Genomic DNA, 15,271 nt, shown 5'->3' on the forward strand with positions numbered 1-15,271 from the left:
GGCAGGATTAAGGCGCAAAGCTGCCGGAATTCGGCGACCAATTGAGTGGCAGCTTTTTCAATTTGGCCGGTCAGAAGCGTCGAGGCAAGTTATACCCAATTGTGCTGCTGAGCTCGGCGCGATTGCTGAGTCTCACTCAACACCTCTTTCGAGTGCTGCAGTTATTTTCACAATGTGACATTGGTCATCAGCCCAATATCTTCCGGGTCTGGCACAGTAGCATTGAATATGTCTAGATAACTTTTCCGCTTTCGAGGCGATGCGCCCGAGGCTTCGACTTTTTCGTTCACAGCCTTCAATAATCGTTCTGCGCTCGGTTTAAGCTGCGCTTCGACTACTTCAATCCGATCATGGATATCAGCGGGAGGAGTTGCCGACTTCGTGTCACTGCCTGGTGAAGGTAATTTGACGCTCAGATCAACCGTCCTGCTATTTGTTTTTTTCCTGTCATCAGCGTTAGGAATTGACGGAGCATTGTTTGCACCCGCTTGATGCGGAGTTTCCTCATGCTTTTGAGATCGGGAGGGTAGAGGGAGTATGGTCTGCTCAACGGGCTGTTGCCCGCCATTCGCATACTCGTCTGTCAGAGCCGGAACCGGCTGATTGGGCAGATACTCGATCATCGGCACATCAGGGACGTGCGATTGCGAATAAGCTTCAGCGGCTTTGAAGGGTTGGGTATTGAAAAATCTCAGCTTGTCGCCATAGATCGGTCGTTGTCCTTCGACGAGTAAGATCATCTTGTTTTCTGGCATTTGTCGTACTTCTTGCGGCATCATCAAATCGCGCTCGCGGATTTGCTCTACTTTTGTACGGCGGGGTAAACCGAGGATCTCGATGGTTCGTGATTCCGACGTGTAGCGAATAGTTCTTTTTCCGAGTGCACGAGATGCATATTCTGCTGTGGCCTGGTCGTTGGCACCGAGCACCAATTGATAACCACAGTTGCCGAGCAGGGAATGACGCGAAGTCTCGCCATAAATCTCGTCGAGATTTTTGAGGTCCTGAATGATGATCGCTAGCTTGATATTATAACCAGCCACATAGGGAAGCTTTGTCATAATCTCATCCATCTTTTTAAGCTGCCTAAATTCATCCAGCAAAAAATAGACATGAAGCGAATTGGGATCGTGTTCAAGTGTCAGTATGTTCATGACTTGCTGCACGAACAATGTGAGAAGTGGGCGCAGAATCGTAATGTCGGTAATATTGGGTGCCAGATAAATAGAGATAGGCCGACGTTTCATGGCAGCGATATCCATGTCGGTTACCTCTGTCGCGGCTACGATACGTTCATTTCTGAAGGGTCTAAGCGCGTTTTGGATATCGAGCAGAGCGGATGCTGCAGCGCGCTCTGACAATGCCAGAAATGCGTTGAAGCTTTCGACCGTATATTTTGAAAGGTTCGGCTCTTTTTTCCTTGATAAACTTGATCTGCGCCTGAAGCTCAACTCCACTGTTCACAAAAAGAAACGACTTCGCCGAGGTTGCGCCGTCCGTGATAATAAGGGCTCTCAAGAACATAGCTGATAATTCCGGCTACGACCTGTTGAGCTAAACCCTGCCAAACTGAGTTTTCCGAGCCTAGATTCTCAGGGACGAGAATGCTCGCAATATTCTGAATATCCATCGTACGATTGCCGCGCTCGGGGCGTACAAAATCGAGAGGATTATAACGATTTGTTCTCTCAGAACCCGGAGCGAAGAGAAAGACCTGACTACCCTTATTCTTGCGATATCCGGCGGTCGCCTTGAAAATTTCGCCCTTCAAGTCTGATACGATCATGGACCCTTCGTGCATCAGAGCATTGGGGATGACGTAACCAGCTCCTTTTCCGGATCTGGTGGGGCCAATTATTAGATGATGTCGACTGTCGGCCGCACGCAGTACATTTCGGCCGAACCGTCCAAATATGTGCCCCTTACTTCGAAACCATTTGCCACGCCGTAGGCCCATAACGTCCTGAAATGCCGCATCTCCCAACGGATTTTCGTGAGTCCGAAGACCAAGATAGGCAGCAAAAACCGCAGCCGCTATCGCGGGTAATAAAGCGCCGATTGCGACCCGCTGAAGGGTTGAGTTAGACGCATAGACCCAAATTTGTTGTATCGGCGCAAAAGGGTTTTCTGTGATGGTGACATTAAGAATGCGAGTATCTTTATAAATGACACCGAGCGCTACCCCATATGCCAGGGTCCAGACGAGAAAGGCTATTCCGGCGCAAAATATGAGATAGATCGCTTTGTAACCTTTACTCATAGCTCCTCATTTCGCGCGAAAAAAATCTCCGATACACCGCGTTTTCCGCCGTCCCGGCGCAGCTGAATGACTATGGGGATTACCATGCGAATGTACGACATAAGGTCATGCTTGGAGTATCCCCCCGACAGCCCCGCCTGCTGCATCATCATGGCGAGCTGTTCATATGCGCCTTGTGGGGTATCGGCATGAATTGTGGACATAGAGCCAGGATGGCCAGTGTTAATTGCGCGTAGAAATGAAAACGCTTCGGCGCCACGGATCTCACCAACAAATAGTCGGTCTGGTCGCAGTCGGAGCGATGCTTCGAGCAGATGTTGGATCGTGACGTTAGCGGTGCCTTGACTACCTTTGGAAGCCACAAGGTGAACGCGGTTTTCCTGTGGTGGTAACAGCTCCCGGGTGTCTTCCAATGTAATGATCCGTTCCATAGGGTGAACGGACTGCAGACAAGCGTTTAGAAAAGTTGTTTTCCCCGAGGTAGTGCCGCCGCTGATCAGGATTGACACGCGTTGCTTTATCGCAGTGTTGATGAAATCAAAAACCCTGTTTTTCTTGAGATGATCGATCAGTTGGCGATCGATATCACTCAGGCCACCAACTGCGACAGATACCTTGTCCAGCGAACCGCTATCCCTGTATTCTTCCAAGCTGAAATTGCTAACCACCTGCTTGCGGATCGATATCGATCCACCTTCAGGAGCGGCAGGAGGTAGTACGACCTGGATGCGTTCGCCAGTCGGAAGCGAAGCACTTAATATTGGTTCGGATTTACTGACATACTGATCAGTCGATCCGGCGACACGTTCACCGATATTCTGAATCTCTGTCGCTGTAAGTGCGTCAATCGCATGGAACTCCATGTGATCCGCACCAAGACGCTCTACATAAACGTGACCGGGCTTGTTGACTGCAATTTCTACAACCTTCGGATCGTTGAGAAGTGGTCGCAACGGCTCCAAAGCCCGCTCAAGGAAGTAATATCTACTTTGTGTGGCTGACACCGCACTATTTGCCCCGGCGTTCACGTTGGATTTCCTTCATTGCCTCTGTGACGGGATCGTCATACATCGCGGAAAAATCGAGGTCTTGGCGCACAAAAATAAAGATGCGCTCTCCTTGATGGACGCTAATCGTTGGCTTGATACGCAAATTCTCGCTCAACGCGGTATTCGCCATCTGCGAGAATGTGTCTGCGATAGTTTCGCGTGCGAGTTCTTGGCCCCGTTTCGCATCATCATTATTGCGCCCGAAAGCTTCTCCGCTTCCAAAACCCGTCAGATAGCTGGCGCCAGCACCGACCACAGACAGCATGATGGACGCTCCGAACCGCTCGCGCCATTTTTTGTCAACGATGCCAGTGAGACCCGAACGCCCTAGACTATCTGTCCCCATGGAGTTCAGACGGACACTAACTCCATCATCGCGGAGCAAACGCGTCCAAACCACGAAGACGCGGGTTTGGCCGGTCATTACGTCACTTTGATATTCACCTACGAGGCGTGTGCCGGTCGGTATAAGAATGCGACGACCATCAAAACTGTAGACGTCTTCTGAGGTGATTGCGCGAACCTGGCCTGGCAGATCGCTTACGATCGAAGTTTCGAGGATACCGGGTATCATCGTTCCTTCCGGCACAACCGCATCGATGCGCTTGATTTTCGTAGCTTTGGCATTCCTGTCAGCCATTGCCGAGGCCGTCGCCAGAAACTTGCTGTTTCTGTCTTCGCCAGCAACAGTCGGTGTTCCTTCGCCACTATCGCCACCAAGTCCCCCATTTGCTCCGCCTGATCGCGCTTGATCCATCTGAATAAGTTTGGATTTGAACCGGTCTGGAAATTCTTCAACGATCTCCGGCGTGGGTGCCTGATCGGGTTCCTTCACCGCGACTGTCGGCGGAGGCGGGGGAAGGACATTAAATGTCGTGGTGTCGACTTTCTCCGGCTCCGGTGGCGGTGGAGGCGGCGGGATATTGATGATGTTGGGCTCGGGCGCAGCAGGAGGCTGATCCTGGTCGCGCACGAAAGACGGCGGTCTGAACGACGTGGTGCTGAACTCCTCGTCACCGCGCACGAGATCGCGCGGCTTCTCCGAAGGTTGTTTGAGAACAAAATAAGCCATAGCTACACCTGCAAGCAGAAATACCGCCATCGCAGCCGTCTGATTCCGCTTTGCATTCTTGTTGCTGACTCCGGCGTCATCGGCAGACGCCAGTGCTTCCAGTTCGGGAGACTGTTTCATCAGTTGCCGCTCCTTCTCCGCTTGGTTGCCACTTGATCAGGCGCAGGACCCATGATGTCGGGATCGGGTGCGCCAAAATCCGGCTTTCTAAGGTTGAAGATGCAGATCCACTGATCACCGTCGCGGAGAGTGTATTGAGTTGCCGTGCCATCCACGACGAGATATTCGCCTTCCTTGCGGAAGTTACGCAATGTTTCGGAAAAATCGCTGTTTACTGCAAAGATTGCTGGCGTCCGACCAGTGAATTTGAAGAAGGTTTTCTTGCCGTCATCGAAAACCATTGACGGTTTCAGTTTCGTATCTCCCGTAAAGGAATAGTCGATATTGACGTTTGCCTTGTCGATTTTAGAGATATTCGGGTTGGCAGCGCGATATTCAGCCTCTTTGCGCATCGCTGCATTCAAATCCTTCTCGGGGTAAATGAAACGGACGCCAAAGACTTTCTTGCCCGCATCGGGCGCATAATCGTGCAGTTCCAAAAAATAGATGCGCTTGGTCGTGACTACGTTCATGTTTGTAACGACGTTCTTAGCCGTCGGCTTCACAAACAGAATGTTGCCTTTTTCGGTTGGAGCAACCTGCCAGCTCTCTGTATCGCCGAGTGAAATGGTCTCAAATTTTTCATCTTCATCGAAGACGATCATTGTCGATATGCCATACGTCGCGGAGATTTTGACGACATTGTTAGGCTGGTAGACGACACTGGTCACACGTGAATCGAGTGATCCAGCCCTTGGCGTCTGTGCTGCGTGGGCGTGCGAAAGGATGACGGCGGAGAACGCCGCCGCAAGTAGGAAGCGGTTTTTCATCCCTTGCTCCCTTCCGTGACGGTTTCCTGATCACGCCGGTAATTGTAAACTTGGAAGCCGAGGGGATTTTCAAACCGCCATTCGTTTGTGGCGGGTTCGTCCGTGTAGCGATAGCGCACAACAGCGATGTAGTGTCTGGTGATGGCATCGGTATCGGACTTTTCAGTGGTTGAGAAACGAACTAGAGCGGTTGAATCGTTGGGGAAGGTGACAGACTTCACATCGACAAGCACACGCTTGTTTTTCCCGTAGATCTTTGCCGGATTGTTCGGGTTGGCGACGCTGTATTGCTCTTGCAATTCGCGAGCGGCATCGCCTGTCGACAACAGTGCCGCCGTGCCAAAGTTTGTATCGATCGCGTAAGGATCATAGCCTTCACGTGTCCTGATATACCGAACGACGTTGGCTTGTGTAATTGCGCGTGAATCCGTCAGATTTTGCGCTTTTGTCAGTCCGCTTTTGGTTTCGATGTAGCCGGTAGCCTTGTCTACGACGACAATCACAGGCTCGAAAGATTTTAGCGGAACCAGCATAACGAGTGCGAGCAATGCGAAAAGCGCGACGAGCCCGAATATGATGGTTACGAACCATGCCACGGCCTTTGAACGTTTTGCTTTCCGGACGATCTCGTTCTCCCAACGATCACCGTCCTGAAAATAACTTCTCAATGCAGCTTCTCTGGAATCCGTCATGATCTGGCCTTTGACCTCTTATGAACCTGCAGCCTCAGCGAGGCAGGCTGTTGCTGCTTATTCGGTTTTGCATTGCTTCTTTTGCGCCCTGGCTTGTCGGGGAAATCGAGCCCCCGCCGCCGCCAAAACGATTGTAAAGTGAACGTCCGCCTCGGTAGCTCGCACGGATCCCCTTGAAGCCAACTCGCGCAATCTGCATTGGGGCGGTGACACCGGTCATGCGAGCAATCCGTGTCGCGGCAACGCCAATTCCAACGGCCAACCCTCCTGCAATGCCCTGAGCAAGGACCTGGATGTTCAACAGGACGAAAGCGCCTGCGAAACAAAGCAGGAGGAACGCTGAAATATCACTCAGCGTAAGGCGTCGCTCCGCGGCGGCAGCGGATACCTTCGTCAGTTCGGGGTCCATTGCGGCGATAAGGAAGGCGGCGACGACAAACACGAATAGCGGGATCAGTGCATATAGAAGAACTTGTTGGAGCCATGCCTGCCCAAGACTGCGCGATTGTTCAAACAACATGCAGGCGATGAAGATAGGTGCGGTTCCGATCAGCACCCACAACATCACCTTGGCAAGCACAAGAATTGCGAGAGCAACGGCGATGAAGATTGCCACACAGGCCATAATGAGAAAGCCGACCATAGAAGGCAAAACGGAAAAATAGCCCGATTGCTCGGCAAACGCGGAAGCCGCCTCATTCGCGGTTTTCCAGATCATGGAAAGACCATTTGTCGGTTCGGTAATTCCCGTCCCGGTGGCGGTCAGGATGGCGCGACCTACATCTTCAGGGGTATTGTTCAGCCACTTATAGAAAAAATCGTTGAAGTATCCCCAATTGCTGATCAATGCCAGAATGAAGACCATGCGGAATACGCGTGTAACAATTTCGGCCACGCTAATCCGCGAAGTCCCCATTATTACTTGGAGACCGTAATATCCAACATAGGCGATGAACATCACCTTGAGCAGCGGCGTGATTTCAGATCCAATAATATTATAAGCCTGCGATGAAAAACTCTCGCCGGAATTATCAATTCTCTCCAGAAGATCGCTCAGGAAATTATGCATAGTGCCCCCCGATTATTCCGTCGCTATCGAATTGATTGCTGCAATGGCGGTCGCTGGATCGCCATTGATATATGCCATTGGTCCGCAGTCCTGCCGAATGTCTTCCGCGAAGGACGTGAGGTTTGCAGGACGTTTGCAAGGTGAGGTCTTCTCCTTGACCGTACCGCAGCCGGCAAGACTAGCTGCTAAGACGGTTAGAGGGAGGAGCCTCCAGAAGTTGTGAGCGAAATTAGTTGGCACTGTACGTCAACACCTTTTTGGAATTAGAAATGTCGGTGAGACGGCGCTGATTATCGGCCTGCAGGGATGAAACAGCACCATTCATCACGCCGATCAGTTCATTGATGGTCAGGCCAGCTTGGACCTGAAGCTGCGTATTCTGGTCGATGGAACCTTTAATGTCCTTCGCCTGGCCAATGCTCTGTCCGGCCTGCTCAAATGCGGTACGACGCGTGGTTACGGCCTGTTGCGACCCATTCACGAGTGCAGCAACACCAAGCACTGTATTGACCATCTGCTCATAAGACTTGTCGCCGCTGAAGCTGCTATTTGCCTGTCCGGAAAGGTTTTTCACGAGCTGAAGCCCGTTAATGAAAGTTGAGGCTAGTTTCGCAACATCGCCGCCCATGCTGTCGAAGTTTGGTACGCCGCCGGACATAAGGTTGTCGAATGAAGGCATGGAAGACACGCTAAAACCGTTACCGACCGCAAGGTTTTGCATCTGGTTCGCATCGCCGCCGCGATCACCGGTAACGGCCTTCAATGTCTTCTCGACCGTTGTCAGGATTTCCTTGTTTGTCCCGAGGATCTTGTCAGTCGTGACGGAGGTTTGTTTTGCCACTTCATAATTGGCAGCGTCGATGACCGGGACGCCACCTGCATAAGCCGCCATGGGAGCGAACGATGCCAGAGCCACGGCAATCGCTGACGCCGAAATGATCAGTCGTTTCATTGTTAGTCTCCCTTATTGAGGATCAAGGTTCAGTTTGATGTTCGCCTCGGGTTCACGCTTTTGAACGCAGGCTTTTTCTTCTGGATTCCATTCGAGGCCGGCACGGGGATCGCAGACGCCGGTCGTTTCTCGCGGCTTGTCGTCTTTCTTCTTGAACGAAGCTGATTGAGATGCGCCCGAAATGCCACTGGCTGAAACTGTATTGCGGCTGTTGAGCAGGTCGGCCATTGAATTGCCGAGGACAATCACTTGGTTGACCATTTCTAGATTCGCATTTCGAGCGCCGGCGTTGTGATCCCAACTGTCTTGAATTGTGCCGGACTGCATACCGCCAAGCTGCGTGAGCCACGAGGCGACGTTGGCGGAACTTTCCTGGGTTGCTTGCGTCGTTGCCATCGAATTGATGGTCGAATCCCGCATACCGGAATATGCGGTATCACCGCCGCCGTAGTTCATGGGCAGGTCTTTTGAACCGCCGAACGCCGGTGTCCATTTCTGCGTGATATTCCGGACGTAACAGGAATGCCGTACTGTTGCGCGGGCGGCAGGGCGGGTTAGCGTTGCCGTTGAGCAGCGGCTGCTGTTTCAGATACCGAGCGCCACCGCGTAGATTCGTTGCCTAATTCATGATATCGGCATGGCACCGCCAAACCGATTTAACGGATTAAAGCGGCTTTCCTGATAAACGAGCCCTAGAAACAAATTTTCGTCTACGCCCTCTTCGCGTGCCACTCGTTTGACCAACCCGGAAATTTCCGGATTGGCTTTGGCGGCTGCAACGGGATCGTCCTTGCGCCCCGGTCGGTAGAGCGCACATGTTACGCTCTTGTTGAGGGAAAACCGGTCTTTGTCCGTCTTCTCGATTTCCGATGTTTTTTGATCCCGTACCGTTCGTTCGGACAAATTAGATCCGTCAATGACAGGAACGCCACCAGCCCACGCCGACAATGGCATGGTTGCTGACGCCAAAAATATGCATAGAGCAGCTTTCTTATGCATCATTCCTCTCCCATCCGCAGAATTCAGCCAACCAGCTTTGAGGCTCATCGCCGTATCGTTCCCGCAGCGCAGCACTTTCTTCGACGGTCTCTTTTCGACCCGAGAGCACTTTGACGAGATCAGGCATTTTCGAGAGATCGAGACGGGCAATGACCGAGTCATTCCCGTGCTTGACGAGAAACGTGCGCTTTTCAGGCGGAGTGTTTTTGATGAAATTGAATTCTTTAACCGTCAGGCCAAAGCGTTTGATGTAGCTCTCTTCGTCAGCACGCGGGTTCGGGAAATGAATATTCGTGGCCGATTGCTCAACAAGGGTGTGAGAAGCCTTAGCCTTGGCAATATCGGCGGCTGATTGCGTTCCGAAGCCTACAATGCCGTTGAGCTTACGAATGGTTTTCATCTTGTCGATGATGAAATGACTGAACGTTTCATCCATAAGCAGCTGCCAGCCTTCGTCCATGAAGAACATGACAGGATCGCCGTTCAGAAGCTCATCGAGACGATGATAAAGGTACATTAATGCGGGCGTCCGGATATCCTCGTTGCCGAGAATTCTTGTCATATCGAAGCCGAAAACACTGCGTCCCGAGAACGACAGCACGTCATGGTGGGCGTTGAAGAGCCAGGCCTTTTCGCCGTCGATCCAAGGACGCAGCCTTGACGCCAGGTCGTTCGCATCCGCACGCGAACGTCCTACAAGCAAGCCCGACAGGTTTGGCAGGTTGCGCTGAGCTGCCGGCTCTTCCATGATACGGGCAATCGCCCGTTCCAGCGTATCTGCGTCCTCCTGGCTTAAGTCGCGACTATCGCTGGAGCGCAACATGGACTTCAAAAGACGAAGCAGAAAGTCCCGATTTGGCCCGGTATTCTCCAGTTGAAGCGGGTTAAAGCCTGTTGGCGTTCCCGGCGAGAGGACTTCGTATGCTCCGCCCATGGCCCGCACGAAGATCTCGGCACCTCTATCTTTGTCAAAAAAGACAGCTTTCGGCGTTGGACTGACACGCATTGCCTGCGCCAGCAAGAATGTCAGAGCGACGGTCTTGCCGGAGCCGGTTGGCCCGGTGACCAAAAAATGGCCGATATCACGACGGTGAAAATTGAACCAATAAGGGGTTTGCGAGGTGGTTTCGAGTATCGTGATCGGCAAGCCCCAATGCAGATTGTCCGATTGCCCGGTCGCGAAATTATGCATCGATGACAGGCCGGAGAAATTTGCCGATGACAGCATGGCCTTTCGTGCACGATAGCTGTGATTGCCGGGCAATTGCGCCCAGAACGACGCTTCGAGGTTCATATCTTCCCGAAGCCAGTTGATGTTCATATCGGTCAGGCAACTACCGAGTTCGGAAACTGCCTTGCTCAAACCATCAAGGTCGCGAGAGAGGCAAAGCAAAGAGAAATGGTGGATGCCAAAAACAGCCTCCTGGTTCATGAGACTGTTCAGAGCGAAATCGATATCGCTTTCGACCGCGCTGCCGGATTCATCCGACGCGGCAATCTGGCGCTGAAGCCGGGTAATACGCTCTTGCGCAATCGGCTTGTCCGAGATTGTGAAGCTTTGCGTCAGTATAAACTCGTGATTTACCTGCAGCAGACCGTCCAGCATTCCCGGACCGGTGTACGGCGGATATTCCTTTATGGAGAGCATTGCGCCAAAGCGATTGTCTTCATCGACGGCAGCTTGTGTCTGCATTGCTCGCTTGCCGAAATGCAGGCGTGACGCTCCGACGTAATTTCGAATCCCCATCCGCGGCAGTCGCATTTTGCGCGGTACACCGCAGGTCAGGATTGTGTTGATGAATTCGCACGGTTCAGAGTATGGCTCCCCATTGCGATAGGTGATGCCAAGCTCGCGTGCGCCATACTTTTGCAGCTCACGGGTCATGTTGGCGACGAGCTCTTCGAGCTCGGTCACTATTTCCCGCGTTTGCTGATCTCGAACCTCAGCCCCGCCGGATCGCGTGAAAGCACGGCTTACTACGTCGCTGAGACCGAGGGCGCCGCGCATATTGGTTCGCACGATGGAGAGGTAAATTTCGTTGGCGAACATGCGTTTATGACGCAACTGGCTCATATATCGGCTGTTTAGTTGATCGCAAAACGGGTCATCGAAAGCGCCACCAATTTCGGAATCGACCTGTCGGCGAATAACAGTCGACCAGACAGAAAAACGGCTCGATCCAAGCGCTCGAATGATCGTATTCTGAACATTCGAGCGCATGTTGAGTTCGGCTTGATCTTCGGTTTGGAAAAAGAGGCCGTCGAGTTTGATGACCGACAAGAGAGCGCCGTTTTCCAAGCCGATCACTGTATCCGACATATGCCTCAGATATGGGATATGCGAAGCCATAGGCCGCTCATTATGAGCGACCTTGCCAAATCCGAGTTCTTCTCTGACGACTTTCAACATTAGCTAAGGTCCGTACGAATTTGTTCCCCAGAAGGACTTGTTGCGTGTGCGAGGCGTTTTGCGCGCGGTGACTTCAACAACATCGAGAATTTTGTTGTCCCAAGCGCAAAGGGAGAACAGAACCACATAGCTGATCGGGGCCAGGAGCAGGATCCAGAACGACTTGCTGACCAGCCATGCTATGATTGTGATGCCGATAACGACGACTACTGCCATATACGGGACACCCCACATGGTGGGAGATCGGGTTAACCCGATTACCAACGGGGTCAGCTGCGGCTTTACATCCTCGTACTCAGCCATCGCTAGTTTCCAACTGTGCTGATCAGCTCGTCGACGATTGATGGAGCACCGAAAACAAGACCGATCCCGAGGATCACACCGCCAGCAAAAAACCAAGACAGTCGGCCAGCAAATGCGAGAAAGCCCAACGCCATCACGGCGATGATTGCAAACAGGCGACCAATAGGGCCGCTGATGAAATCAACGATAGCTTGAAATACTGTCTGAATGGGCGCGAAGGCACCACCAACGCCGCCTGACTGTGCCAGCGCCAAATCCGCCCCGACAATTTGCGCGGCAGCCAGCAAACCAAGGCAGGCTGCCAGCTTTGAAGCGCTGATATGCCAAGCCTTATTCTGTTCGCTGATCATCCTTCTCTCCTTTAAAAATGCATCACGCCACCAACGAAGGTGCCGGTTTTCTTGACTGCAATGACCCCGGATTGAGTTTCGCTCGCCATGACAGGCGAGGATCTCCGACTACCACCAACGAGCTTCTTTTTCGGCGCTGGCATAGTTACGCCAAGCTGGTAATTGACGACCTTTGCGACGTATCCGATGGTTTCCCTGAACGGTGGAACGCCGCCGTACTCATAGATGCGGCCTTCGCCTGCGTTATAAGCGGCGGCAACAAGCAGGGGGTTTTGGAACTCGTCCAAAAGCACCCGGAGATACTTAACGCCGCCTTCAATATTTGACGCCGGATCACAGACGTCGCGGACGTCGAAGCGCTCAGCGGTTCCCGGCATGAGCTGCATCGGCCCGCGTGCGCCTTTGTCTGAATTGCGGGAACGATCGAACTGGCTTTCTGCCCAAGTGATGGCGGTAGCAAACAGAGCATCAACTTGATGTCGGCGAGCGGCCTGTTCGACCAGAGTTTTGATTTCCTCTGGTGTTAGCGGGGAGGGGCCGCATTCGGGAGTGGATACAGCTGCCTGCTTAGAGGAAGGCAAATCGCCTAAACGGGTAGATTCATTCTGAAACGAGATAACTGGATTGGTAATATTAGATAGGGAGCCAGTGGCTAAAACAGTGCCGAATAAATTGCCAAAATGGTTATTCGTATTAGTGCCGTTTCCACTTTTATCCTCCGCGGAAACGATGCCATCAGAGCCCACAACAAATTCTTTGCTTTCGCTTGTCCAGCGGCGGTTGAATACGGTCAAGTCCGAGCGTGATCCGGATGCGTTGTGAGTTGCGGCCTCGCCGTCGCCATCTTGCGCGAATGGCGCAATTGCGCCTTTTTCTTCTGCGCAAGTGGCGGCAATCCCGAACGGGATGAACAATGTGGCGCTTAGCAATAGCGCTTTGATTGAAAGCCTCTCCATTCTAGCCCCTTAGCTCCTGTCGCAGACCTCACATGCGCTGTTGAGGTTGCAGCGAAAACCGATTAAGTTCATAATAGCATGATACCGATTTGGCTAAGTGATACATGCTTTTTCGCAAATCATAAACCCCCTATGAACATGGAAAATGAATAAGCAATACGGTAAGGGCTGGAAAATGAAGAGAACCATCGCAATCGCAATGAGCAGTTGTATGTTGGCAACAGCCGCAATCGCCGCGCCTGCAATCAACAAGGATTACATCAAGTCGCTGGCATCGCCGGGTAAGACCGTGCTTGTCATTGAGTATTATGACGGAGACGGAAAAGTTACGGCTCGGAAGGGGTTTGCATCCGCCTCGGGCTATAAGGCAACTTCACCGACCGAATTTCGGGTTGATGATAAGACCCTTCTGAATCTGTACGGGCTAGAAGCCTGCAAAGGCGAAATGGTGAACCGCAAGGATGATTTTGCTGGTTCTTGCTCTGACTACGCCAAGCAGCAGTTGCAGATCATGTTGCAGTCGCCGAAGGTTCTCTTTTGTCGGGCATTTGTAAGTGAAGAGAGCGCGCCCAAACAAAATGTGACGTGCTACGGCTATTACAATTACCCCGGAAGCCTGGACACCGTTGATATGCTCGAAGAGCAAATGCTCTCTCTCGGCGCGCTCCGCATTGCGAAATCGAAAGACGGGAAGCTAGAGCGTCCCGATCTGGAGAAGGCGCAGAAGATCGGAGAAGACGGCTCTTATGGGATGTGGGCCGATCCGCGGGTGAAGGCCCAATGAAGTCAGCCTTAATGTCGCTATGTGTGGTCCTTTTCTCGCCAACGGCTTTTGCCGCGCCGGAGGGATATTTCGACCTCCAGCCGGGCGTTACTTTGGAATCTGGGGATACGTGGGTCTCTGAAGGTCAGCGCTATCGTCTCTATGGTGTTCAGTCATGCCTTCGGGGAACTGCTTTCACTGATACGACCGGAAGAAAGAAGGACTGCGGCGAGGCTTCGCTTGCCGTATTCGCGGCTTATATCAAAGACACCAAACCGGTGTGCGCTCCCGTAGCGCAAACTGCCGATACTTCCTATGTCGTTTGCTACGCGACAATCGGCGGAAATCGCCTCGATTTATCGACGGTGTTGATTACGAGCGGCTATGCCTTTGCCGCGCTGAAGGCTGACGGGCTTCCCTACTATCCAGCATACGCAGTGGCCGAACAGGAAGCTCGTGAGAAGCGGGCAGGCCTCTGGCAATTCGAAGACGTTCAGCATCCTGCCATCCTGTTGAGCAAATCGGCAAACGAACGGACGAGGAATGCCCAACAATGAAATATCTGATCGTAGCAATGTCATTTGCCGTCGCATCGACACCAGCATTCGCAGCTGATGCTATTAAACGCGCGCCAGCTGCCAGCGTATCGGTTCAACCTAGCCAGCCGGTACCGCTTCCAATCTTCAAGGGTCGTGTCGCGGTTATTGATGGTCGGACCCTCTGGTTTCCCACTTATGCCCAACGAGTTCGGCTCGCGGACATTGACGCGTGCGAATTGCCTCAATGGGCGCTTGATCCGAAATGGACGAACAGGGACGTCACGAAAGCACCGCCGCCTGTACCCTGTGGCCCCTTTGCAAAAGCTTGGCTCAAAAGAGCGATCGGGGCGTCCGCCGTCTCCTGCGGTGTCGTCGGCTATGATGCTGAAGGCATGGCGCGAGCGAGATGCACATCGCGGGGACGCGACCTAGCTCTCGAAATGCTTCGTGTGGGTTGGGCGAGGGTGGATTCACCCTACCTCAGCCACCCTCAATATATAGGCTATCAGCGTACCGCCATGTCGGCGCGATATGGCATGTGGGCGACCTATGTTCTGGATATGAATGAGTGGCGGCGCAAGGCCGTCGACAAAACGCTCGATCGTCAGCCTATCGCGGATTTCAACCTACTCGTAGAGCGCAAAAGCGAAATCTCTCCCCCGTTTGCCAACGCGCGCAGAAAACCAAGAAGGACAGACCGATAGTTGTCGGAAATCGCTCATATTGCGCTCAATTTCGCGCGCGATCCTATGGCCTGCTTGTTGCTGGCCATCCTGCTATCGTTTTTGCTTATCATCCCGTCATCGAAAATCTGGTGGGTTTACGGCATATTGACCGCTCTGTTCCTCACCGTATCGCTGTATTGCAAGGACAACGGCAAATGTCGTTCGATGTGTTCTTGATTAGCGTCCTTGTCTCTCCAGCGATG

General features: G+C 52.5%; 15 protein-coding genes and 1 pseudogene. 3 read left to right on the plus strand and 13 right to left on the minus strand.

Translation table 11 applies throughout. From position 1 onward, the window contains the following. Positions 1-167: 167 nt before the first annotated feature. The 13 genes and pseudogenes from C9380_RS25630 to C9380_RS25695 form a co-directional block, all read right to left on the minus strand. Positions 168-2,260: pseudogene (locus C9380_RS25630) on the minus strand (type IV secretory system conjugative DNA transfer family protein). Beyond that, on the minus strand, positions 2,257-3,288 hold the full coding sequence (gene virB11 / locus C9380_RS25635) for a P-type DNA transfer ATPase VirB11 (RefSeq protein WP_024899891.1): 1,032 nt from the start codon (positions 3,286-3,288) through the stop codon (positions 2,257-2,259). Before virB11 ends, C9380_RS25630 begins: the two are co-directional and overlap by 4 nt. Next, entirely contained in the window at positions 3,269-4,501 is a 1,233-nt protein-coding gene (gene virB10 / locus C9380_RS25640) for a type IV secretion system protein VirB10 (RefSeq protein ID WP_128095080.1), read from the minus strand. Before virB10 ends, virB11 begins: the two co-directional genes overlap by 20 nt. Then, complete coding sequence (locus tag C9380_RS25645; protein ID WP_128095081.1) at positions 4,501-5,310, minus strand: TrbG/VirB9 family P-type conjugative transfer protein; 810 nt, start codon at positions 5,308-5,310, stop codon at positions 4,501-4,503. The genes virB10 and C9380_RS25645 overlap by 1 nt, the downstream gene beginning before the upstream one ends. Further along, complete coding sequence (locus C9380_RS25650) at positions 5,307-6,002, minus strand: VirB8 family type IV secretion system protein (protein WP_128095082.1); 696 nt, start codon at positions 6,000-6,002, stop codon at positions 5,307-5,309. Before C9380_RS25650 ends, C9380_RS25645 begins: the two co-directional genes overlap by 4 nt. 34 nt (positions 6,003-6,036) lie before the next feature. After that, positions 6,037-7,071: a TrbL/VirB6 family protein gene (locus C9380_RS25655; RefSeq protein WP_128095083.1), complete on the minus strand. Its 1,035-nt coding sequence runs from the start codon at positions 7,069-7,071 to the stop codon at positions 6,037-6,039. 229 nt (positions 7,072-7,300) lie between these two features. Further along, positions 7,301-8,023 (minus strand): type IV secretion system protein, encoded by a 723-nt coding sequence (locus C9380_RS25665; protein WP_128095085.1) that lies wholly within the window; start codon positions 8,021-8,023, stop codon positions 7,301-7,303. A 12-nt stretch (positions 8,024-8,035) separates the two neighbouring features. Next, entirely contained in the window at positions 8,036-8,479 is a 444-nt protein-coding gene (locus tag C9380_RS28945; RefSeq protein WP_435373152.1) for a hypothetical protein, read from the minus strand. Positions 8,480-8,647: 168 nt separating this feature from the next. Further along, positions 8,648-9,025 (minus strand): hypothetical protein, encoded by a 378-nt coding sequence (locus tag C9380_RS28950; RefSeq protein ID WP_128095086.1) that lies wholly within the window; start codon positions 9,023-9,025, stop codon positions 8,648-8,650. Beyond that, on the minus strand, positions 9,015-11,432 hold the full coding sequence (locus C9380_RS25680) for a VirB4 family type IV secretion/conjugal transfer ATPase (protein WP_128095087.1): 2,418 nt from the start codon (positions 11,430-11,432) through the stop codon (positions 9,015-9,017). The genes C9380_RS28950 and C9380_RS25680 overlap by 11 nt, the downstream gene beginning before the upstream one ends. Positions 11,433-11,435: 3 nt before the next feature. Beyond that, on the minus strand, positions 11,436-11,735 hold the full coding sequence (locus tag C9380_RS25685; protein WP_128095088.1) for a VirB3 family type IV secretion system protein: 300 nt from the start codon (positions 11,733-11,735) through the stop codon (positions 11,436-11,438). Positions 11,736-11,737: 2 nt separating this feature from the next. Next, positions 11,738-12,085 carry a TrbC/VirB2 family type IV secretion system protein gene (locus C9380_RS25690; protein ID WP_128095089.1) on the minus strand — a complete coding sequence of 116 codons (348 nt, stop codon included), beginning with the start codon at positions 12,083-12,085 and terminating at the stop codon, positions 11,738-11,740. 11 nt (positions 12,086-12,096) lie between these two features. After that, on the minus strand, positions 12,097-13,041 hold the full coding sequence (locus C9380_RS25695; RefSeq protein WP_128095090.1) for a transglycosylase SLT domain-containing protein: 945 nt from the start codon (positions 13,039-13,041) through the stop codon (positions 12,097-12,099). Positions 13,042-13,216: 175 nt separating this feature from the next. Here C9380_RS25695 and C9380_RS25700 point away from each other — a divergent pair, with 175 nt between their 5' ends. Genes C9380_RS25700 through C9380_RS25710 form a run of 3 tightly spaced genes read left to right on the plus strand, consistent with a single transcriptional unit; the run spans position 13,217 to position 15,047 of the window. Continuing rightward, positions 13,217-13,825: a hypothetical protein gene (locus C9380_RS25700; protein ID WP_094574644.1), complete on the plus strand. Its 609-nt coding sequence runs from the start codon at positions 13,217-13,219 to the stop codon at positions 13,823-13,825. Next, positions 13,822-14,361 carry a thermonuclease family protein gene (locus tag C9380_RS25705; RefSeq protein WP_094574642.1) on the plus strand — a complete coding sequence of 180 codons (540 nt, stop codon included), beginning with the start codon at positions 13,822-13,824 and terminating at the stop codon, positions 14,359-14,361. The genes C9380_RS25700 and C9380_RS25705 overlap by 4 nt, the downstream gene beginning before the upstream one ends. Beyond that, complete coding sequence (locus C9380_RS25710; RefSeq protein ID WP_094574640.1) at positions 14,358-15,047, plus strand: thermonuclease family protein; 690 nt, start codon at positions 14,358-14,360, stop codon at positions 15,045-15,047. The genes C9380_RS25705 and C9380_RS25710 overlap by 4 nt, the downstream gene beginning before the upstream one ends. The last annotated feature ends 224 nt before the right edge of the window (positions 15,048-15,271 follow it).

Source organism: Brucella pituitosa (genome assembly GCF_003049685.1).
In the GTDB taxonomy this organism is placed as follows: Bacteria; Pseudomonadota; Alphaproteobacteria; order Rhizobiales; family Rhizobiaceae; genus Brucella; species Brucella pituitosa.